This is a genomic window from Sorangiineae bacterium MSr11954 (assembly GCA_037157815.1).
Lineage (GTDB): Bacteria > Myxococcota_A > Polyangia > Polyangiales > Polyangiaceae > Pendulispora > Pendulispora albinea.
This window is the reverse complement of the sequence record CP089984.1, coordinates 6,257,253-6,278,136: the sequence shown is the minus strand read 5'-3', so window position 1 is coordinate 6,278,136 and position 20,884 is coordinate 6,257,253. Positions and strand designations below refer to the sequence as shown.

18 protein-coding genes are annotated in these 20,884 nt (G+C 67.4%); 8 read left to right on the top strand and 10 right to left on the bottom strand.

The annotated features are described in order from the left end of the window. Nucleotides 1-30: 30 nt before the first annotated feature. The 3 genes from LZC94_24105 to LZC94_24095 all read right to left on the bottom strand — a co-directional run bounded on the left by LZC94_24105 (nt 31) and on the right by LZC94_24095 (nt 4,322). Complete coding sequence (locus LZC94_24105; protein WXB10957.1) at nt 31-1,620, bottom strand: hypothetical protein; 1,590 nt, start codon at nt 1,618-1,620, stop codon at nt 31-33. Between the two features lie 160 nt (nt 1,621-1,780). Beyond that, the gene (locus tag LZC94_24100) at nt 1,781-3,790 is read right to left on the bottom strand and encodes a DEAD/DEAH box helicase (protein ID WXB10956.1); all 2,010 of its coding nucleotides are present in this window, start codon (nt 3,788-3,790) and stop codon (nt 1,781-1,783) included. A 28-nt stretch (nt 3,791-3,818) separates the two neighbouring features. Continuing rightward, nucleotides 3,819-4,322: a hypothetical protein gene (locus tag LZC94_24095; GenBank protein WXB10955.1), complete on the bottom strand. Its 504-nt coding sequence runs from the start codon at nt 4,320-4,322 to the stop codon at nt 3,819-3,821. 60 nt (nt 4,323-4,382) lie between these two features. Between LZC94_24095 and LZC94_24090 the strand changes: the two genes are divergently transcribed. The 4 genes from LZC94_24090 (at nt 4,383) to LZC94_24075 (ending at nt 8,097) form a co-directional block, all read left to right on the top strand. Next, entirely contained in the window at nt 4,383-4,835 is a 453-nt protein-coding gene (locus LZC94_24090) for a hypothetical protein (protein WXB10954.1), read from the top strand. A 63-nt stretch (nt 4,836-4,898) separates the two neighbouring features. After that, nucleotides 4,899-5,939 (top strand): polyprenyl synthetase family protein, encoded by a 1,041-nt coding sequence (locus LZC94_24085; GenBank protein WXB10953.1) that lies wholly within the window; start codon nt 4,899-4,901, stop codon nt 5,937-5,939. A gap of 89 nt (nt 5,940-6,028) precedes the next feature. Further along, nucleotides 6,029-6,643, top strand: coding sequence for an ArsR family transcriptional regulator (locus LZC94_24080; protein ID WXB10952.1), 615 nt, complete (start codon nt 6,029-6,031; stop codon nt 6,641-6,643). A gap of 32 nt (nt 6,644-6,675) precedes the next feature. Continuing rightward, nucleotides 6,676-8,097 (top strand): hypothetical protein, encoded by a 1,422-nt coding sequence (locus LZC94_24075; GenBank protein WXB10951.1) that lies wholly within the window; start codon nt 6,676-6,678, stop codon nt 8,095-8,097. A 145-nt stretch (nt 8,098-8,242) separates the two neighbouring features. Here LZC94_24075 and LZC94_24070 read toward each other — a convergent pair whose 3' ends face one another. The 5 genes from LZC94_24070 to LZC94_24050 all read right to left on the bottom strand — a co-directional run bounded on the left by LZC94_24070 (nt 8,243) and on the right by LZC94_24050 (nt 14,430). Continuing rightward, nucleotides 8,243-9,070 carry a formylglycine-generating enzyme family protein gene (locus tag LZC94_24070; GenBank protein ID WXB10950.1) on the bottom strand — a complete coding sequence of 276 codons (828 nt, stop codon included), beginning with the start codon at nt 9,068-9,070 and terminating at the stop codon, nt 8,243-8,245. Between the two features lie 264 nt (nt 9,071-9,334). Next, nucleotides 9,335-10,033, bottom strand: a complete 699-nt coding sequence (locus LZC94_24065; GenBank protein ID WXB10949.1) for a formylglycine-generating enzyme family protein — start codon at nt 10,031-10,033, stop codon at nt 9,335-9,337. Nucleotides 10,034-10,579: 546 nt separating this feature from the next. Beyond that, entirely contained in the window at nt 10,580-11,500 is a 921-nt protein-coding gene (locus LZC94_24060) for a formylglycine-generating enzyme family protein (GenBank protein WXB10948.1), read from the bottom strand. A gap of 11 nt (nt 11,501-11,511) precedes the next feature. Then, a complete protein-coding gene (locus LZC94_24055) occupies nt 11,512-12,534 on the bottom strand; it encodes a tetratricopeptide repeat protein (protein WXB10947.1) in 1,023 nt (340 codons plus the stop codon). Between the two features lie 123 nt (nt 12,535-12,657). Then, nucleotides 12,658-14,430, bottom strand: coding sequence for a L,D-transpeptidase (locus LZC94_24050; protein ID WXB10946.1), 1,773 nt, complete (start codon nt 14,428-14,430; stop codon nt 12,658-12,660). A gap of 290 nt (nt 14,431-14,720) precedes the next feature. Here LZC94_24050 and LZC94_24045 point away from each other — a divergent pair, with 290 nt between their 5' ends. The 3 genes from LZC94_24045 to LZC94_24035 all read left to right on the top strand — a co-directional run bounded on the left by LZC94_24045 (nt 14,721) and on the right by LZC94_24035 (nt 17,231). After that, complete coding sequence (locus LZC94_24045; protein WXB10945.1) at nt 14,721-16,214, top strand: hypothetical protein; 1,494 nt, start codon at nt 14,721-14,723, stop codon at nt 16,212-16,214. A gap of 248 nt (nt 16,215-16,462) precedes the next feature. Next, the gene (locus tag LZC94_24040; protein WXB10944.1) at nt 16,463-16,705 is read left to right on the top strand and encodes a hypothetical protein; all 243 of its coding nucleotides are present in this window, start codon (nt 16,463-16,465) and stop codon (nt 16,703-16,705) included. Nucleotides 16,706-16,919: 214 nt separating this feature from the next. After that, a complete protein-coding gene (locus LZC94_24035; GenBank protein ID WXB20236.1) occupies nt 16,920-17,231 on the top strand; it encodes an FKBP-type peptidyl-prolyl cis-trans isomerase in 312 nt (103 codons plus the stop codon). Between the two features lie 80 nt (nt 17,232-17,311). Here LZC94_24035 and LZC94_24030 read toward each other — a convergent pair whose 3' ends face one another. Then, on the bottom strand, nt 17,312-19,102 hold the full coding sequence (locus LZC94_24030) for a PrsW family intramembrane metalloprotease (protein ID WXB10943.1): 1,791 nt from the start codon (nt 19,100-19,102) through the stop codon (nt 17,312-17,314). Here LZC94_24030 and LZC94_24025 point away from each other — a divergent pair. Then, entirely contained in the window at nt 19,101-19,280 is a 180-nt protein-coding gene (locus tag LZC94_24025; protein ID WXB10942.1) for a hypothetical protein, read from the top strand. The two genes, LZC94_24030 and LZC94_24025, sit on opposite strands and share 2 nt — an antisense overlap. A 59-nt stretch (nt 19,281-19,339) precedes the next feature. Here the strand turns inward: LZC94_24025 and LZC94_24020 are convergent, their stop codons facing one another. Beyond that, nucleotides 19,340-20,878 carry a mechanosensitive ion channel family protein gene (locus LZC94_24020; GenBank protein ID WXB10941.1) on the bottom strand — a complete coding sequence of 513 codons (1,539 nt, stop codon included), beginning with the start codon at nt 20,876-20,878 and terminating at the stop codon, nt 19,340-19,342. Nucleotides 20,879-20,884 lie beyond the last annotated feature (6 nt).

Genomic DNA, 20,884 nt, shown 5'->3' with positions numbered 1-20,884 from the left:
CCGGCCAGAGGGGAGGGGGCTGGGAGGACGTCAGTACGTCGTGGTGAGCGTATCCATCTTGGAGTTGGACGGCCACGAGAGGCCACGGACGGCGTGGTCGATGCACGACGCGACGCCGGCGTTGGCCGGATTGGGGTAGACGCTCACGCCGACGGCGCGGCCGTTCTTGATCGCGACCTTGACGGTGACCGACATGTCCGAAGGGGCCCCGCACCCGCTGATGAACTTCGCGTTCTTCAAGGGCGCCGAGAGCTGCGCGTCGGTGAGATCGGGCTCGGGCTTGCCGCCGCTGCCGATGGCCACCTCCTGCACGTTGTTGGCGAGGGCCGTCTCGTAGCTCATACCGCCTCCGGCGTACGCCCCGCCGCCACCACCGCCGCCCCCGCCTCCGCGGCTGCCGGGTGCGGCCGGACGCTTCTGACCTTTGACGCCGCCTTGCAGATCGTAGTCGACGGCGTTGGGATCGTCGCTGAGGACGACGTCGTCGTTGCGGGAGCCGACCTTCTTGTAGAAGAAGATGCCGACCACGATGGCCACCGCCAGCACGGCGCTCACGCTGATGACGATCTTGGCGGCGCCCGCCTTCTTCTCCGTGATCTCGACCTGGGCGACGGCCCTCTTCTCCGCCACGATCTCGCGCTTCAAGCCCGCCTGCTCGGCGAACGGCGCAAACTCGGGCCACTCGGCGATGGTGTGCTCTTGCCCGCTGATCTCGTCGCGGAGCAGGTGCGCGCTGGTGAAGGCGTTGCTCGCGATCTGCTGCAGGAGCTCGACGGCCGAGAACGGCCCGTGGTCCATACGGTCTTTGCTCACCACGTAGCGCGGCCGCGGATCGGACTCGAGCTGCTCCTTCAGCATGGCCAGGCGCGCCGTCGGATCGCTCGGCGGCGGCACGGCCGCCTTGGGGCGCGCCGCGGACTCCTGCGGATCGATGGCGCCGTAGTCCTGGTAAGTCTGGTAATCTTGGGAGAGCTGCGACGCGAGCTCCGACGGCGGCAGCATCGAGAGCCGGATGTCCACGTCGAAGCCCTCGGCGTGATCCAGGCGCGTCTCGTCGGCCTCCGGCGGGTGCATGCTCCGCATGGGCGCGAGGTGGTGCAGCGCGCTCGCCAGCGCGCCCAGATCCTCGGGGCGGTGCGCGGGATCGCCCACCAGCGCCTTGGCGAGCAGCACCTCGAAGGCGTCGGGGATGTTGGCGATGACCGAAGACGGCCGGCGCATGGCCGGCCCCACCGAGGTGCCGACCACCGATTCGTACAAGATGGCGCCGATGGAGAAGACGCTGGCGCGCGCGCCCCCCGGCGCGAGGGAGCTCTGTTGCTCCGGCGCGAGGCACGCGCGGTCGCGCGGATCGGCGGGGGCGAGGGAGAGCTTTGGCTCGAGCCGCGCGAGGCCGTTCGGGCCCCCCACGATGCACGAAGGATGGACCAGCCATCGCTCGCCGCGCTCGTGGCGCTGCTTCAAGTCGAGGGCGAGTGGAACGGCGATGGAGATCGCCTCCTCGAGCGCGAGGGCCTGCCGGTGGGCGCGGCGTGTTTCGAGCAGACCTCGAAGGGTTTGACCGGGGAGCAATGCAGACGGGTAGGCGCCCTGAGGGTACGACGCGGGCGAGGCGGACATAGTAGTGAGTTTACGGCAAGGTTAGGTGCGCGCTCAACGGGCGCCGATGTTTCTTACACGCTTGAAGTCGTTGCATGTGCTGCAATGCGCGTCGCTCCGCTCGAGCCCGAGCAACGCGTGAGCGCGTTGGTGCATCGCGGGCACCCGTGTCGCGTCGATGTCACGCGCGCTCGCGCGCAGGCTCTGCCACGATGCTCCGGCCGCCCACGATCTGCCCCGCGAGCGCCGACACCGACTTGTCGAGCCACTCGCGCCGCACGCTCACGAAACTAATGCGATCGCGCACGTGGATCGGCCCCACGTCCTTCTGCGAGAGGCCCGCGCCCTCGAAGAGCATGCGATGAAAATCGAGCGGCCCCACGCCGTCGCGCCGGCCCACGTTCACGAAGATGCGCGCAAAGTTGCGCTCGTCGTTCTGCGCCTCGGCCTCGCTGGCATCGCTCGCGTTTCCTTCTGCCGCCGCCACGACGTGAGGCGCTTGCGGCGCTTGCGGCGCGGGCGTGGGCACGGGCGCCGGTGCGGGCACGGTCACCGTGGCCACCGGCGGAGCGGGGTCGACGGGCGCCGGCGCCACCGGTGCATCGTGCACTTGATAGCGAGGCTCGCGGTACCCCGATTCGCGCGCGATCGGAGATGTGCCGTGACGTCGCAACTCGGCGCGCGCGCCCCCCGATCGGCTCGGGCGCCGCGGGCCCACCGAGGGAGGCGGCGGCTCGCGGTCGCCCCTTCGCCCGTCGGCGCGGGCCATCACGGGAGCGGGCGGCGCGGCGGGCTCCGATTCGAGCTTCGGAGGATTTTTCGCCCGCCGGGCCTCCGCGGCCTCCTGCTTCGGATCTTCTCCGGCCTCTTCGCGCGCGCCGAGGTAGCCGCGCAAGAGACCGGCGACGATGGGCTCCACGTCGATGTGCGTGAGCAGCCGGCGCGCGAGCGCGAGATCGTCGGGCTGCACATGGGCCTTGCCGAACGCCTCGGCGAACATCGTGAGCAGATCGTGCTCGGTGCGCGTCTTGAGCTCCGCCGCCGTGGGCAGCTGCTTCTCGATGGGCCGGATCTTGTACGTGAGGCGAAGGATGTAGAGTGCACCGATATTCTTGGGCCCCACCAGCGAGATGGCGGTGCCGGTCTTCCCGGCGCGCCCCGTGCGGCCGGTGCGGTGCACGTACTGCTCGGCGCTCTCGGGGAAGTCGGCGTTGATGACGTGCGTGAGGTGCGAAATGTCGATGCCGCGCGCGGCCACGTCGGTGGCCACCAGAAAGCGCAGCTTGCCCTCGCGCGTGTTCTGCATGATGCGCTCGCGCTCGCGCTGTTCGAGATCGCCATTGAGCCACTCGGCGTCGTAGCCGTGGTTCTTCAGCACCTCGGCCACGCGCTCGGTCTCGTCGCGTGTGTTGCAGAAGACGATGGCGCTCTCGGGATCCTCCACGTCAAGGATGCGAATGAGCTCCTTGCGCTTGTCGTTCTGTCCCACCAAGTAGACGAAGTGGTGGATCTCCAGCGCGCCCACCTGATCGCTGGAGAGCGTGACGAACTCCGGATCGCGCAGCTGGTTGACGGCGAGCCGCTCGATGTCCGGCGGGATGGTGGCGCTGAAGAACAGCCCTTGTCGTTCGCGTGGCAAGAGGTCGACGATGGCGTGAAGCTCTTTCGCGAAGCCCATGGAGAGCATCTCGTCGGCCTCGTCGAGCACGAAGATGCGGATGTTCGAGGGATCGAGCGTTCCGCGGCGCAGGTGGTCGAGCACGCGCCCGGGGGTTCCGGCCACGACTTGCGCGCCGGAGGCCAGCTCGTCGATCTGCTTGCCCATGGGGGCGCCGCCGTAGATGGCGGTGACCTTGGTCCCTCGGAACTGGCCGAGGTGGGTGAGCTCACGCGCGACCTGCAGCGCCAGCTCGCGCGTGGGCGTCAAGATCAGCGCCTGCACCTGGTTCACGCCGCGGCGCACGAGCTGGTCGACGATGGGCAGGCCGAAGGCCGCCGTTTTTCCGGTTCCCGTGCGCGCTTGCACCACCAGGCTGCGCCCTCGCACGGCCGGCTCGAAGACGGCCCGCTGCACCGGGGTGGGGTGCACGTAACCGAGAGCGTCGATGGCGCGCCGGACGTCGGCGCTCAGGGGGATGACGTCGAACGTCGGGGGAGTCGAGGAGGAGGGGGGAGACGCTTCTTCGGACACCGGGACCTTGTACCGCTTTTTTTGTGCTTCAGTGCGGCAAATAGGCTTGAACGCTGCGCCTTAAAGGATCGATCTCCACCATTTGCCGGCGGACGAACCCTTCTTCGGCCAATTTCAGCCGCAAGAGGGCGGCGAACGCGTCCCGCCCGCGCGGCTGGCCCATACAACTCTCTTCGATCTTTCGCTCCTCGGCCCACTCCGGTTCCAGGTTCTTACGGAAGTTGGCCAGGAGCGCCTCCTCGCTGGCCGGCTCCCCCGCGGCCCCCGCCGTCGGGTCAGGGCCCGCAGCGTGCGCAAAGCTTCGGTCCAGCGCAGCCGAGAGGGAGGCAATTCCCTCCGTGCACGCATGGGGGTGGGAATCCACGGTCTGCCCCGCCCCCGCGCCGGGGGCGGCCAGGGGCTCGATGCCCAGCCCGAAGACGGACACGATGAGCTGAAAGGCGCTCGATAGAATGAACGCGGCCGCGAGCCCGAGGAAGCTCCCGTACACCAGCCGCGAAGCAAGCTTTTGCCGTGCCGTTCTCTCCGTCACGCGATCCTCTTTAGCAGTCTTGGTGCCACAGCTGGAGCAAAGCGTTGTAAAGCGAGTAGCGTGTCGTCGAACGCGAAAACAACGGGCATCGCTCTCGTACTGGGGATCGGACCAAAGGCGGAGACCTCGCCGCGCGCCAAGGCCGTGGCCCTGATGCTCGCCGCCCATGGGGTGGCGGTGGTGGTGATGGGGGAACACGAGCGGTCCCTCGGCGAAGTGGTGGGGGAAATGGTCTATGGCGGCGGCCGCGCACGGCACGTGGTGGGCGATGTGCGGGTGGCCGAGCACGTGGGCGGCGCCATCGACAAGGCCCTCGGCGTTTTTGGCGAGGGGCGATTTTTGGTGGTGGCGTTCAGCGAAACCGAAGCTCTGCCGCAAACGATGGCGGCCGTGGGATCGGCCCTTGGATCGCGGGGGCTTTCGGCCGATGTGCTCTTTTTGGGGCCGCCCGATCGCGCCGAAGAGCCGGAAAAGCTGGCTCAGCGGGTTGCATCCTTCGTAGCGTTCTCTTGACCTCTGGATGGGCTACCACTACTTTCAAAATGTTTTGAAACTTTAGAGAGAACCCCATCGCCCATGAACTCCGTCACGCTGTTGCAGGAGACAGCGACCCCCGAGCGGGCTGGCACGCGCGCGGCACAGCGCATCGCGGACGTCGCGTCACTTTTCGCCGAAGACATGAAATACGTCGGGCAGGAGCTGTCGCACGCGGCGCGCTCGGGCGTGGCGCCGGCCATCGACGCCGGCGCACACCTGCTCGAAGCGGGCGGCAAACGGGTGCGCCCGCTCACCGTCCTTCTCGCGGCATCGTGCTTTGGCGCGGTGACCGAGGGGGTACGCGAGCTCGCCGTGGTCTCCGAGCTGGTGCATCTCGCCACATTGCTGCACGACGATGTGATCGACGATGGCATGGAGCGCCGGGGCACCCCCACCGCGCGCCGGGTTTGGGGCAACGCGGTGAGCGTGCTCGCCGGCGATCTCCTCCTAACCCACGCCCTCGAGCGAACCAGCGCCGCCGTTCGCGTAGGCGCCGACGCCTCCTCGCTCCCCGACTTGATCTGCACCTTGCGGCGCTTGGTGGATGGCGAGGTGGTGCAGCTGCGTTCGCGTTCCCGGCTCGATCTGGAGGAGGCCACGTACTTCCGCGTGGTGCGTGACAAAACCGCGTCGCTCTTTGGATGGGCGGCCCGCGTGGGGGCGCGCGCGGCGGGCGCTTCCGAGGCCGCGGCCGCATCGTTCGGCATTTTTGGCGAACACGTGGGAACGGCGTTTCAACTGGTCGACGATTGCCTCGATTACGCCGGCGATCCCGAGCTCACGGGCAAGACGCTCCTGGCCGATCTGCACGAGGGAAAGGTGACGCTCCCCCTGATCCGCGCCATCTCCGGGGGCTTTGCCCAGCCGGCCGACGTGGAGCGGGCGCGCGGCGGCGACGGCGACACCAGCCTACGTTTGGCGGTAGCGGTCCGCAGCAGCGGAGCGTGCGACGCCGTTCGCGAGATCGCGCGCGAGCACACCGCGCAAGCGCTCGCGGCGTTGGCATCGGCTGCGCCGCCCACGATGGCCCGCGAGCTCCTCGGGGCGGTGGCCCGCGAGCTGACCGGGCGCATTAAATAATGGCGCGAGCCGCGGGGGCAGCGAACGGCGGTGGCGAGCGACATCAGCTACACCAGCTACACGAGCTACACGAGCTAGAGCAGGACCCGATGGAACCGAGAAGCACCAGCAAGGAAACGCGCGCGCTGTGGGCGAACGAAATCGCGGTCAGCAACGTCGTCGGGCGCCTCATCGAGTTCTGGGGCTTCAAACGGAACATGGGCCGCGTCTGGGCAGTGTTGTATTTATCGCCCGACCCGCTCAGCGCCGAGGACCTGCGGCAACTCCTCAAGCTCTCGAGCGGGGCGGTCAGCATGACCCTCAGCGAGCTGTCACGGTGGGGGGTGGTCCGTAAAGTCTGGGTGCAAGGTGAGCGAAGGGACTTCTATGCGGCGGAGGTGCAGCTTTGGCGGATGATCTCCCGCGTGTTCAACGAACGCGAAAAGGGGGAGATCACGATGGCCATCGACGCCTTCGAGGAGGCGCTCGCCATGCTGGACACCATCCGCGACGTGGATGCCAAGACCCGGGCCCGGGTGGAGCTTCAACGCTCCCGCATCGCGCTCCTGCTCGATCTCGCGAAGCTGGGCCAGCGCCTGCTCGACGCGCTGCTCACCACGGCGAAGCTCGACGCCGAGCCGTTGGTCCGTTTCCTTCTGGGCTCCCGCACGGGCGAAGCACGCCCGGGCAGCGGCGGCGGCGAGCCTCCGTCCCCGCCTTCCTGACGTACCTCGTCCTCACGGCGCTCGTTCATCTCGTGGTGCAGGCGCTCCTGACGCGCACCGCGCGGGCCGACGATCCGGCCCCGATGACGCGAAATGACTACAGCATCGAGTTCTACCAAGGTCCGCTCATCGCCCCCATCCGGGTGACGGGCTTGGCCGGCGCCTACACGGCCTACGCCGAGGGGGTCGAAGGGACGGCCTCCAACGCGTCGGCGCCCGCCGTGCGCGAGCCATTCAGCCACAAGTGGTTCGACTACGACATCTCGGCGGGCATCTCGTTCCCTGGTGCGTTCGCTGGCTCCGACTTCGACAACCGCGGGCGCCGCGGCAACACGGGCACCACGCAGTTCAGCGATTTTCTCTATGTGAACCTCGGCCTGCAGCTCCAGTTCGGGGGGCTGGGGATGGCGGTCACCAGCGATCTCCAGCAATTCAAGCTGACGCCGGCCACGGAGACCGATCCGGGTCTGACCCTTCAAACGAACCGCTCGCATATCGTGGCGGCGTACGGTTTTTGGGGGAACCAGGTCTCACTCGGCCTGGGCTTGCGGGTCGTGGCGCTGCAGATTTCGCAGACCGGCCAATTCGTCCCGGGGCGCACCCTCGTATCGATGCTGGGGGCCGCGCCGGAGGTGGGGGCGCTCTACAAGCCGGACGGCGCGCCATTTCGCGTCGGCGCCACCTTGCGTGCGCCGGTGAGCGCGGGCCCGCGTGGCGAGTCGGCGACCACCCGCGACAACGACGGCGTCGAGCGGGCGGACAAATTCATTTTACCTGCGAAGATCGTGCAGCCGTGGGAGGCGGAGCTGGGGGTGGCGCTGCAAGCCGGTCCTCGTCCGCTGAACCCCGCGTGGCTCAATCCGCACGAACAAGAGGCCCCCGTACGCGACGCCATCGCCGAGGCGCGCACGCGGCGCGAGCGCGAGCACGAAGCGAAGCTGGCCGCCGCCCCGCCCAATCGCCGCCGCGAGCTCGAACGCACCATCGCCGAGCAGGAAGACGCCGTTCGCCGCATCGAGGACATGCGCCTCGAGGCCGAATCGGAGCGCTTGCTGGCGCAGCGCCGTGCGCGCTATGCGAACTGGCCGCGCGAAAAGATTCTGATGGTCGCCAGCGTCCTCTTTACGGGGCCCTCCGACGACTCCGTCGACGTGGGGAGCTTCCTCGACCAAAAGAAGGAACCTTTCGGCCGCAACGTGACCGTGATGCCCCGCTTCGCCATCGAGGCGGAGCCCGTCCACGACCGGGTCCGCGGGCGCATCGGCGCTTACCTCGAACCTTCGCGCTTCCCCGAGGGAAATGCGCGGCAGCATCTGACGTGTGGGGCGGATATCAAGCTCTTTCCGTTCGATGCGTGGGGGCTCATTGGGGCCACGACGTGGCGTATCAGCTTCGCCGTGGATTTGGCGCCGCGTTACACGAACTGGGGGGTTGGGATTGGCGCGTGGCATTGAGCGAGACGCCGCTAGGGATCGCTGCAGCAGCGAAACCCACGTCCGCGTAGCGGCCCGCTGCGGGGGGGGCGATGGTCGAGTGGGATCGCGCAGGAGCACTCGTCGCGCGGGATCCATCGTCCACGTTGCGACATGACGCTCGGTGCTAGGGGCCGCAGCAACGAAACCCCACGGCCCTGCCGCGATGCTGACGGGTAAAGTCAAAGGAAAAGAACGAGACGTAGCAGGAAAAGACGTCGCGATCGGGGTCGCGACCGATGTAGTACGAGCCGCCGCGGGTAGGGCATTGGTCCGCGTCTTTGCACGCATCTTCCCACTCTGCGACGTTGCCGCTCATGTCGAAGAGTCCCGTAAAGCCGCCCTCGCAACCTTTGAATTGTTTGACGGGAGCCAGGTGGGGGTCCCCTCCGTTCCCATCGTTGCAGAGCGACGTGTCGAACCCCATACCGTACGGATATGGGCGCGCCCCATTGCGCGAGCAGGCGAACGTCCACTGGCTCTCGCGCGGATCGCCCGGTGCTCCGTGATATGCGGAGCCTCCGTTGACGCGCCCGCAAAGGCGTTTGCCGGCCCATGTGCAATACATGTACGCATCGCACCAGTCGACGTAGACGACCGGGCTATCCGCATGCGCGCTAGGGGGTTCCCCTCCGTCTTCGGTGAGCGGCTCGTAGCTCGTATTGAAGGCGCACTCACGCGGCTGCTTGCCCGCGTCGCCCTTCGTCTCCTCGAGGAACCGCCGGTATTGCGTGATGGTGACCTCGGTCGTATCGACGCAGAACGAGATCGCAGCATCGCCACCCGCGTCGTTGCCCACACGAATCATCTCGGGCCCCTTTCCCTCCGGGCACGCGCCACCCGGCGCATCCCCCCCGCCGTCGTCGGACGTCGGGCTCGCGCCGCCACCGTCGGAAAGAGCGCCCACATCGAATAGAATCGAGCATCCAAAGGCGCCCGTTCCAATGACCGCCACGACAACGATCGTCGCCCGACCCCATCCCCCGATTTTCACGAAACGAGTCTAATTCAATCGCCGCGTCGGCGAACCCTCATCCGACGCGAGAAATGCCGATGTGACTTCGCCCTCGAGCGCGGGGGATGTTCGTCGATCGCGCGCGACATGCGAGACAAGAATGGTTGTCGAATGGGCGCCGAGGCCTGGAAGATCGCAGCCGCGGAAACCGATGTCCTCGAAGCGGGTTTGACTTCGGCGCGCGGCAGGGACGTTGGCGGAGCGTTAGGGGTTGCTGCAGCAGCGGAAGCCGACGTCGTTGGCGCGGTTTCTGCGGTTGAAGCCATCGCGCTGGGCGGGGACCTTGCACGAGAAGGAGTCGGCGTCAGGGTTACGTCCACCCTGGTATGAGCCTCCGCGCACGTGGCATGCCCAGTAGTCGCACGCGTTCTCCCACTCGTAGGCGTTGCCGCTCATGGCGAGGAGCCCCTCGACGCCGCCCGTGCACTGCGAATACTCATCGATGGCGGCCAGATACCTCGGCATCGTCGTGCCGTCATTGCATTTGCCAGGCTCGTAGCTATTGCCGTAGGGGTAGTTCCGCGAACCGCCGGCCGAGCAAGCGAACGTCCATTGGCTCGCACGTGGATCGCTCGATTGACCGAGGGTCAACCCATCTTTGCCGATCCGCCCGCAAAGGCGTTTGCCCGCCCACGCGCAATACGCGTACGCGTCGCACCAATCGATATAGACCACCGGCGTACTGCCCGGTGCGTTGGGCGGCGGGCCAGCGTCCTCGTGTTGATATGGCTGATAGAACAGGTTGAACGAGCACTCCTCGAGCGCTTTGTCCGCGCCACCGCCATCCGCGCTCAGGAACTCGTCGTACTGTTCGCGCGTGACCTCCGTGGAATCGATGCAAAACGAGATCGACGCGTCGCCCCCCGCATCGTTGCCCACGCGAACCATCTTGGGCCCCTTCATCGCCGGGCACGGCGTGTCACCACCTCGCGGCTCCCCCGCATCGATCCCAACACCCGGCGCATCCATCCCGCCACCGCCACCGCCACCGTCGTCGGGCGGCGCCCCCTCGGCGCGGCCGTCGGAGAGCGACCCCGCATCGAAAAGGAGCGAGCACCCAAGAGCACTCGTTCCGACAACCGCTGCAACAATAGCCGCCCGTGCCCGTCCCCCGACTTTCACCCGCATGAGTCTAATTCAGTTGCTGCTCCGACGGCGCTCCCCGATCCGGAAAAGAGCGATGTCATTTCGCACTCCGGCACATGAAATTCCGACTTCGATCGTCGTCAAAAGAACCGGCTTACGCGCCGTCCACCTCGCGCCTCGCTGCACCAAACGACAGCGTCAGCACCGGCGCCGCATCGAGGCGCCCCGAGAAGTTCGACCGCGCACCCAAGCAAAGTGAGGACCAAGCAAGAAGGCGAGGATCGAGGAGCAGAGCCACGCCGCCCTCGGAGTCATCACGATGCTGCGTACACCCGCCGTGAGATCCGAATCGCGCAAAGCGTCTTAGTCACTGCAGCAACGAAACCCGACGTCGGGATTGCGCTCTCCCATGGGTGTGCCTGCGGCCCGAAAGGGGACCGCGCAGGCGAAGATGTCGACGGCGGTGTCGGCGCTGTGGCGACCCCAGTCGAAGGCCGAGCCGCCGCGCGTGTGGCAACGCTGTTTATCGCACGAGTCTTCCCACTCTTCGACATTGCCGCTCATGTCGAAGAGATCAGGAAAACCACCCTCGCAGGGCGAAACGCGCGTTACGGGCAACAGCGGCGGCTCGGTGCTCTTCTCGACGAGCCCGTCGTGGCACACGTTGGTGACGAAGCCTCCATCGTTACCATCGTAGGGGTAGGCTCGTGAGCCGCCGGCGGAGCAAGCGAACATCCACTGGTTCTCCCGCGCATCCCCCGGTGTTCCGATCGGCGCCGGGCCGCCACCGATCGCCCCGCAGAGGCGCTTACCTGCCCACGCACAATAGGCAAATGCGTCGCACCAATCGACGTAGACGACGGGTAGATTGTCCGCGACGCGGTCCGGCGGCCCGCCGTCGCTCTTCATCGGCTCGTACGACGTATTGAACGCGCAGTCGGCGAGCTCTTTGTCCTTACCGCCATCATTCGTCGCGACGAACTGCCGGTACTGCGCGACGGAGACCTCCGTCGCATCGACGCAGAACGAGATCGCCGCGTCGCCACCGGCGTGGTTGCCTACGCGAACCATCGCAGGCCCCTTGGTCCTCGGACACGGCCCATCATACCCGCCCGAATCAATCGCAGGGCCCGCCGCATCGCCCCCGATGCCGCCATCGTCGGGCGGCGGCCTTGCACCGCCACCCTCGGAGAGCGATCCCGCGTCGAGAAGGAGCGAGCACCCAAGCGCGCCCGCTCCGATCGCGCCAAATACGACGATGGCAGCCTGCGCCCCGATTTTCACGGGGTTCGAGCTTAGTTCAATTGATGCTTCGGCGGAGGCTCGTCTGACTCGAGAAACACCGATGTTATTTCGCGCTCCAGCGCGCGCGAAAGCTCGTCCTCGATGGCGTCCAAAGAACCTGCGGCCCGCTCCACATTCCGCTGGTAGACGAAAACGCGCACCGCGCGGGAGCTCTCCCCGTTGAGAGGACCGCCCCCATCGCTCCCGGGCGGCGGGAGCCGATCCAAAATCATGATCGCGCGGGGATCGACGCCGTCGACCACCAGCTCCGCGCCGGGGACATCGACGACATAGACCTCGGCCTCGCGAACATAGCGGCCGAGCAGCGCGTCGAGCTTTTCGATGACCGACTTGACCATGCGCCCGAAGGTCTCGGGCGAGGGCGACCATGGAGGGGCCGCGCGCACGGCGTCGAGCATGCGCGCCCTTAGGAAGGACTCGGTGGCGCCGCGGGCGTCGCCGCGTTCGTCGCGGACGAGGCCGAGGTAGTACTGCGCGTCGGGGGAGGAGGGATCGCGGCGGACGGCCTCCTCGATCAGGGGGGCGGCCTTGTCGATCTGGCCGATCTCGTAATAGGCCCGTCCAATGAGAAAAACGTAGCTCGGGTGCTCGAACGGTCCTTCGGGAATGATCGCCATGGCTTTGGCCGCCTCCTCGGTCTTTCCTTTGCCCATGAGTGCATCGACCTTGAGGAGCACGCAGTCGGCGATCTCCTCGGGGGTTTCAGCATACTCGAGTGCGTCTTCGCACATGGCGATCGCCTCGTCCCATTCCCCCATGGGGTAGGTCAAAATTTCGGCGGCGTTGAGCATCGCCTCCAGGTACGTCTCGTCGAGTGCAATGGCCTGCCTGTAATGGTCGAGCGCATCGTCGCAGTCTCCCGCGAGCGCCGAGCTGAAGCCCAAAAGGTTGTGCACCTCGGGCGATTGAGGATCCAGTTCGAGGGCGCGACGTGCGCATGCAATGGCGCCGGTCGCATCCCCCTTTTGCGCCAAATCCCATCCACGATCGAGGTGGGCCGAAAGTTGATTCACAACACGCAACTTTTCTCACTCGCGCGGGGCCGTCAAGTCGACTGATGCGTCAACCGGTTCGGGCCGGCATCGGAGGAGCGCACCTTCGAGGTGGAGGAGGACCGCTCAGGTCGGAGTCGAGCGCTACTCTTCGCGAACGACGACCCGGGATCCAGGCCGGTCCGGCGTGCTCATGACCCCATGCCACCCCTCCGGCAGCGGTGGATCGGACCATTGGAAAATGGCGCGCGCATCCATGGGAGAAAGGTTCACGCACCCATGGCTGCGCTCCACGCCGAAGTTGGAGTGCCAGAACGCGCCGTGCAGGGCGATGCTGCCGTTGAAGTACATGATCCAGGGGACGTCCTCGATGGAGTAAGGCCCATCGCTCGCCACATCGCCATCCATGGTCGCGGCGATGTGCTTTTCCCGAATGCGGAAGGATCCCGGCTTGGTTTCGTGGTTCTTTTCCTTGATCGGGCTCTTTTTCCCCGTCGACCCCACGGTGGCATAGACCGGCGTGCTCCCCGAGTACAGGACCACGGTCTGCGCCTTGAGGTTGACATCGATCCACTTTTCTTCGGGGGCGAGATCCTTGGGCGGCGTGGTCTGCCGGGCGATTTGCCCGTCGGCGTTGCGCATCCACCAGCCCTCCTCCGTCTCCCAAAAGCCGAATCCGTTCACGGTGATGCTCTTGCCCGTGAGGCCCACGGCCGTGAAGCGGGGCAGGGGCTCGCCGCGCACCGCGCGCTTCTTGTCGGCGGTCAGCGTCCATTTGTGACCACGCCAGAGGATGAACCCGACCGGGAGCTTGGTGGGAAGCCCCGCGGCAAGGGGGGCACCCCCATCACCATAGGCTCCTGCGTCACCGGTGGTGGGTGGGTTGCCCGAGATGGTCGGAACGCCGGGCAAGGGGTCCTGAAGCCACACACCGTGAAATTCCGTGAGGAGCCGCTGCACCACGATGCGCTCCACGGGCGCGTAGAGGCCACCGGTGGTCTTCCACCACTTGGAGTGGTTCTCCGGGTGCTCCTCCTGCTTGTCGAGCGCCAGGAAGAAGCCGCGCACCATGCGCCGCACCACCGGGCCCCCCTCTTCGCCGCGCAGCTCATCGAGGGTGATCTGAGGCTTCCCGCCATCGAATTTCTGCAAATACCAAGGAGTGGACGCGTCCACCGTGTCGACCCCGACGCCAAAAGGATCGTTGGGGTTCGTCCCCCATCCTGCGCCAGCATCCAGGTCGGACGACGCGGATTCCTCCGCCCTCCGGGCCCGCGCTCGCCCCGAGAGCCACGGCTCGTACTCGAGCCGCTCTTCGCGCGAGGGGATGTTCTTGTAGAGCGGCATCCCGTGCGTCAGGTTGTAACCGTACTGATACGGCAACGGCGCATTCATGTCGGGCGCATGCGGCGCTTGCAGTCGAAGCGTGGGGTGATTCAGATCGAGCGTGGCGTACCTTCCGCAGACGAATCCGCCTTGGACGAGCTCGTACCAGCCATCGGTGCAGTTGGGTTTTCGATGCGCCTCGGGAATGACCGGTACCTTGGATCCCTTGCGCAGGTATCCGATGCGAACGACCTTCTCGCGCGCCGGGTCCCGGATCCGCGAGCCTTCGGGGATCGGCCACTCCATGTCGCTCATGACCGGCGTCTGCATGAACAGCGCGCCCAGGAGCGGTCCATCCCACGCCGCCGCCGCATCGGGTAGCTCCGCGCTCGGCGCCTTGGGATCCTTGCCCGGCGCGGCAGGCGTGCCGCTCGCGACCGTGGACGGGGCTTGCGGGCCCGCGTCCGCTTCGGGACCGTTGGCCTGGGGGCTGGAATCTTGGCTGCAGCCGGTGGCCACACCCCACACGATGCTGCCGGCACAGACCGTCAAAACCAAGGACTTCGAGAGCGGACGGCGAGGAAAATGCATACGAAATGGCTGCCGATTGCGGCTATGTGTTGAGGTACCCCCTGCCTCTAGTACTGCGGGTCTGGCGTGTCGATCCACTTCTTGGCAGGTCACCGCTCGGGTGTTCTCGTGGTCGATGACGCTGCGGTGCGGGGGGTGGCTCGGCGGCTTTGGCTCGCCAAGCCCGGAAGGCTCACTCATGGGTTTGCGGCGTAGAACAACAAGAATTATGCCGCACTTGGATTTCTTGAAAATGACGATGAATGACGCGACCCTCGGTCCAGCAACCGTGGGAAAAAGAGGAAAACGGCGTGGCTGAGGAGACGCGTCCGAGCGACGGCGGTCCTTCGGAGGTGCAGGCTGGGGCCGCCGAGGGTGCGCCCACCGCACCGCATGCCACGTTGCGCCAGGCTCGGCAACGTCCTTCGAAGAAGCCGACCGGTCCGGAGAGATTCTGGGACCCAAAGCGCATTCGGTACGGGTTCGGGCTGGCCTTCGTCGTCTCGGTGGGCCTGCACTTCGCCCTGGGCCCGTGGTCGTTGCTGCCCGAGCAAAAGCTCGACTTCGTGGACGTGGAGGGCGAGCTCTCGATCCCCATCGACGTCATGGAGGACGAAGCGCCCCCCGAGCCTCCGCCTCCGGAGCCTCCAAGCCCTCCGCCGGCCGAGAGCCCGGGGTCGACCGCGACACCCGCGCCAAAACCCAAGGGACCCGATCGCACGCGCGACGCGGGGGCCCCGGAGGAAGACGCGTCGACCGATGGCGGCACCGACGTCGCCGCGTCGCCGGGGGAGGACGCCTCGGCGAAGGTGGCGATGCTCGACGCCGGAGCTCCCTCGCTCGCCGATGCCGCGGTGGCCGCGCGGGACGATGCGGGCGCGCCGGCGAGCAAGTCGCACGATCCGGCGGCGCTCGTCGGCTCCGCGAGCGACATGCAGGCCGGGCCGCCGCTGGTGCGCCTGCTCGTGAACATGGAGGAGATCCGCAAGAACCCCGTGGGCGCGCAGGCCGGCCCGCTTTTGTCGGCCATCCCGCAGTGGGACGAGTTCATGGCCGGCACGCAGATCGATCCCGTGCGCGACGCGGATTGGATCTACATCACCGGGCCGTCGCTCCTTCACACGGAGCGCGACGTCATTTTGGTGCACTACTCGGCGAGCGACAAAATCGTCGACCGCGCCATCGACGTGGTCTCGAAGAAGTACGCGAGCGGCGGCGCGTTCGACGCCGGTGTTCCGGGGGTGAAGGCGTCGCTCGGCCACGCCGACCGCGCGCAGCGGGTCTTTTTGCGGCCGCAGACGCGGGTGCTGGCGGTGGTGCCGCCCGACTTTGCGCACGCGGCCGCGAAGACCTTGTCGAAGACCAAGGTGGGCGTCCACAGCCGGCCCGGGGAGGCGATGCGTCTCACCTTGGCGACGCCGCATCGGCCGATGCCGTTCATCCCCGAGTCGGTCTCCGAGATGCGCATGTGGATCGTGCCGCGCGAGGGGGGCGGCGCCGACGTGTATGCCGAGGGCGATACGCCCGACCCGGCGGCGGCGTCCGCGGCGGCGGACGCGCTGCGCAAGGTGGTCCGGCAGCAAAACTCGATCGCGGTGCGGCTCGTCACCCAGAACTTGCTCGGCACGGTCGATATCACCAGCCAAGGCTCGCTGGTGAAGCTCCATGGGCCGGTGACGCAGGACCAGCTCGACGCGGTGCTCGGCTTGGTCGCGGGCCAGCTTGGCGTGACATTGCCCTCTTCGGGCGGCGGCAGCGGATCGCCCAGCTCCACGCCGCGTTCGCCGCAGCAGGGGAAACGTTAGCGATCGCCATCGCGCACGCGCGCGCTCGCGCATGTGCACACATGCGTGCTGGCCCGCGCGAACGCGTGCGTGCACCTACAAATCGATGCGGCACCCGTTGCCGAACCGCCTCGGCCCATCGTATTATGGTGTGCGAAAATGCCGTCGCCACTGATACTGGAAGGGGCGGCGCTCCAGGCTGCCGCCCGCGCGGACTCGTTCATCGCGTTGGTTTCGCGTTCCTGCTCGCGGCGGAGCGGCACGTATCGATGACGGCCCGCAGCCTGTTCGAGGAGATCGTGCAGCGCACCGGTCTTGCGCCCATCATCGGGCCCGGCACGGTGCAGCGGGCGCTCCACGCGGTGGGCATCACGTCGCCCGAGCTCGCCCAAACGCAGGATTATTTGCGGGCCTTGCCGGAGCTTCGCACGCGCATGGCCATTTACCTGGAGCCCGAGACGGTGGAGCGGCGGCTGCGCCAGATCGAGGCCCACTTGAAGCACGCGACGTAACGAAGGCGCCAATGGACGCGGCGAAGCCGCCGGTGCTAGAACGCTGCGCGCGATGCGAGCACGGTACTGCATGGGTCTGGCCGTTGGTCTTCTGGTGAGCGTGAGCGTGGGGGGCGGCCTTTCGGGCTGCTCGAAGAAGGTCGACGAGCCCGAGAAGGGCGGCTTCAAGCCCGCGCAAGCGGCGCCCGAGCCGCCCGGGCCCACCAAGCTCGAGATCACCGACGACGTGGTCGGCAACGGGCGCGAGGCCAAGGCGGGCGACTCGGTCAAGGTGCACTACACGGGCACATTGATGAACGGAAAGAAGTTCGATAGCTCGCGCGACCGCAACGAGCCGTTTGGGTTCAAGCTCGGGGCCGGTCAGGTCATCAAGGGTTGGGACCAGGGCGTCGCCGGTATGAAGGTCGGCGGCAAGCGCAAGCTCGTGATCCCGTACGACTTGGCCTACGGCGAGGCGGGGCACCCGCCCGACATTCCGGCCATGGCCGCGCTGAAGTTCGACGTCGAGCTCATCGCCGTCGACTGACGCACGTACGCGCGCCGCCGCACGCGGATCACGCCCGCGCGGCGCGCACGCGGATCACGCCCGCACGGCGCGCACGCGGATCACGCCCGCGCGGTGTACGCCGCGAGGCACGCGGCCAAGGTCGTCGTGGCCTCGTCGCTGCCCGGCCCGATGTGCAGGGTGCCGGCGCGCGATTGAATGACGAGCTCGTACGCCTCGCCGAAGATGCGCGAGGCGCGCTTGCGTTCGAAGCTCCCAATGTCGCTCCACGCGCGGGTGGCGCCGGCGAAGGTGACGCCGTTCTCGTCGATGACGGCTTCGAGCGGCAACGAGCCCACCAGACCATGCGCGGCGACGCCGAAGAGCAGGAGAAGTCCGCTGCCGGCGACCAAGAACGTCGCGTTGATCCGCTCGTGGGTGGCGTCGAAGTAGAGGGCGAGGGTGACGATGGCGGCGGCGATCAGGTGGATGGAGACGGCCCAGAGCGCGAAGACGAAGGGAGAGCCCAGCCCGATCGAGAGGCGCCGCGACGACTCGGGGACCGCGTCGCCCGCCGTCACCACCCCGCGGCGAAGCGCGCGGCGCAGGAGCACGATGAAGAGCGACGTGAGCGCCACGTGGAGCACCAAGGTGAGCGGCTCCAAGGCGTGCACCGAGAGGAACGTGTCGTACGCGCCGTGCAGGATCGCGGCGGCGAGCAGGAACTTCGGCACGCTGGTCTGGGGCGCGACGAGCTTGCGCCCGAGCGCGTAGCCCCAAATGGCGCCAAAGAACATGTGCGCCGGGACGCTGGTGAACGCGCGCAGGACGACCACGCTGGTCGCGAGCCGCCCCCACGCGAAGTAACGGATGTTCTCCATGGCCGCGAAGCCCAAGGACGAGGCCACGCCGTAGACGATGCCATCCACCGGCTCGTCGAACTCCGGCCGGTGCCGCGCGAGCGCCCAGGTGCCGAGCCACTTCGAGCCCTCCTCGGGGAGCCCCACCACCGCCGTGAACACCACCAGCGCCAATGGCGTCGCGAGCAGCTGCCCGCCGAGGGTCATGCGGATCGGGTGCAAGTAGGGGCTCAGGCACCCGAGCCCGTACTCGACGAGCCCCGCCAGCATGGCGCTCGCGCCGCCGAGCGCAAACGTGGTGCCCACCAGCCACCGCGGCTCCGGGCGCGCGCGATCGAAGCGGCGCACGAAGGAGAGCCACCCCATGGAGAGCGCGATCGGCAAAAGGAGCCCCAGCACCCCGATGCCCCAGCGCGGTGGAACCGGCTCGCGGGCCGCCTTGGTGAGCGCGGGCAACGCCGGCGTCTCCAAGAGCCGCTTCGCGCGGTCGGCGCGCCCGTAAGAGTCGAGATCGTCGCCGAACGAGACGGTGAGGGAAGGGGTGTGGTCGACCTTCTGAACGGCGACGACCTTTCCCGCCAAGCTGACGGTCAGAGGCTCCTTGGGCGGGTTGCGCATGGCGACGGTGGTGAAAAGGGTCAGATCGTGCCCGTGGCGCGCGGTCTCCACCCGGGCGACGCGGCCCGCGAAATCGACCAGCGGCGTCTCGCGAGGCTCGTCGTCGCCGGCTTTGAGGTGCCCATCCCAGCGGTGCAGCGCGATCCCCCCGCGCCAGAGCAGCAGCGGATCGACGGCGGCCGCGTTATCGAGGTCCACCGTGACATGCAGGGCGCCATCCGCCACACGCACGTCGGCGGCGATGCGGGCCGCCGCGAGCCGCGCGCGCACCTGCGCCTCCAGGCTCCCGGACGGCACCGGGGTCGCCGGAGCTGCCGCGGCCATCGCATAGACGAGGTCCACGTCGTTCGTTTGCGCGAGCCGGACCTCCGCGCACCCCGTGCCTAGAAAGAAGCACATCAGCGCCAGCAAAAAGCGGTAGGGTGCGTGACTCATGGCCGATCCCCGCCCCCTCTTTTATGTCGCTTCCTTCGTCATCGCGGCGCTGGCCCTTTGGGTCATCTCCGTCCTCGCGCGAAAAGGAGAGCCGTGGGCGCGGCCGCAGACGTCGCCGCATCCAAGCGAGGATGGGCGCGACGGCCAAGATGCGAGCGAGAACGGGCGCGAAAGCTGAAAACGAGACTTGGCGCGAAAGCTAGAACAGGACGGGCAGCGACGCGGCGTAGGCATCCCTCATTCCAATAACCCGAAAAAGTCGCGGATCTTGCCCAAAATTCGCTGTTGCTCCGACGCTTCGCGGGCGCGTTTGGACGCGAGATCCAGCCCATCACGCGCTGCAATGAGCCCCACCCGCCGTTTGGCCATGGTTTGGCTCATGCCCTCGGCCACCTCGGGCCGATTCCGTAGGATCTCCTCGAAGCCGCTTCGGTCGAGCTTGTAACAATCGACGTCCGTCACGGCCACCACGTCGGCGGTGCGCGCTTCGCCGGTCATCAGCCCCATCTCCCCGAAAAAGTCCGGGCCTTCCACGGTGCCCACCACACGCGATTCGCCCTCGGTGCGCATGCGGATCTCCACCCGCCCGCGGGTGAGCAAGTACAGGTAGTGCGCCGTCGCACCTTGCCGGGTGATCGTCTCGCCCGCCGCGAAAGGTGTAGGTTGCAAACGTTCCGCCACCGCCAGGCGCTCTTCGTCGGTGAGACCTTGGAAGAGATCCACCGCCCGCATGGCCGAGAGGCGCCGATCGCGCAGGCGCAGCGATTTGTCGTTGGCCGTCTCCTCGACCAGCGAAAAGGTCGACTGGACGGGGTGCGCCAGCGGGATGCCGCTCCGGCGAAGGCCCGCGTGGATGCGCGCGCGGATGGCGGAGCTCGTCGGCTCCTCGAGCGTGAAATCGGTGAGCCAGTAGCGCGCGGCGTAGTAGCCAAAGCTGTGGCGGACGTCGTGCGCGAGCTCCAGGCAGACGCAGTCAGGCTTGGGGTTGTCCGCCACGTTGGGAATGTGCGATGCGCACAGCACGTCGCTCACCACCTGGACCACGGTCTGCGGGTTGTGGCGGAAGTCCACGTTGAAGAAGACCGACACCCGGCGCTGCAGCGGGGCGTTCTCGCGCTTGCCCATGAGGACGATGTTCTGCGCGAGCAAGGAGGCGTTGGGGACGATGATGGTGTCGCCGTTGATCATCTCCACCACCGTGTGGCGCCATCGTATTTCTTTGACCTCGCCCTGGCGGCCGCTCTCGAGCTGAATGAAGTCACCCACGTGGATCGAGCCATCGAGCTGCAAGGCCACGCCGCCCAGGATGTTGCCGAGGGTGGCCTGCAGCGAGAGGGCGAGCACCGCGCTGACGATGGCCGACGTAGCCAGCACCGACGTGGGGTCCATCCCCGCCTCGTGCGCCACGCCCAGGGCGGTCACCAGGTACGCGATGCCGAGGATGATGTCCGACGTGATGCTGACCAGGTCGACCTTCAGCCGCGGGAGCAGCAGGTCGAACACCACGAACCCGGTCAGCGCCACCAACGTGAACGCCTCGAAGAACTCGGATCCGAGGCGAAAGCGGGGGCCCCAGGTGGAGAACCCCGCTTGGGTCAAAAAGATCCCGAGGCCATGGCACGCGACATAGACCCCGTAGAGCCCAATCGTGCGCCGCATATGCTTTCGCGATTGCGGCAGAAAGCGATTCGCGAGGCCCGCGACCAACACCACCAGCCCGCCGATGAACACGAAGGTCCAATCGGCGAGCGTCTCGTGGAGGCGTGTCCAATCCATCAGTGC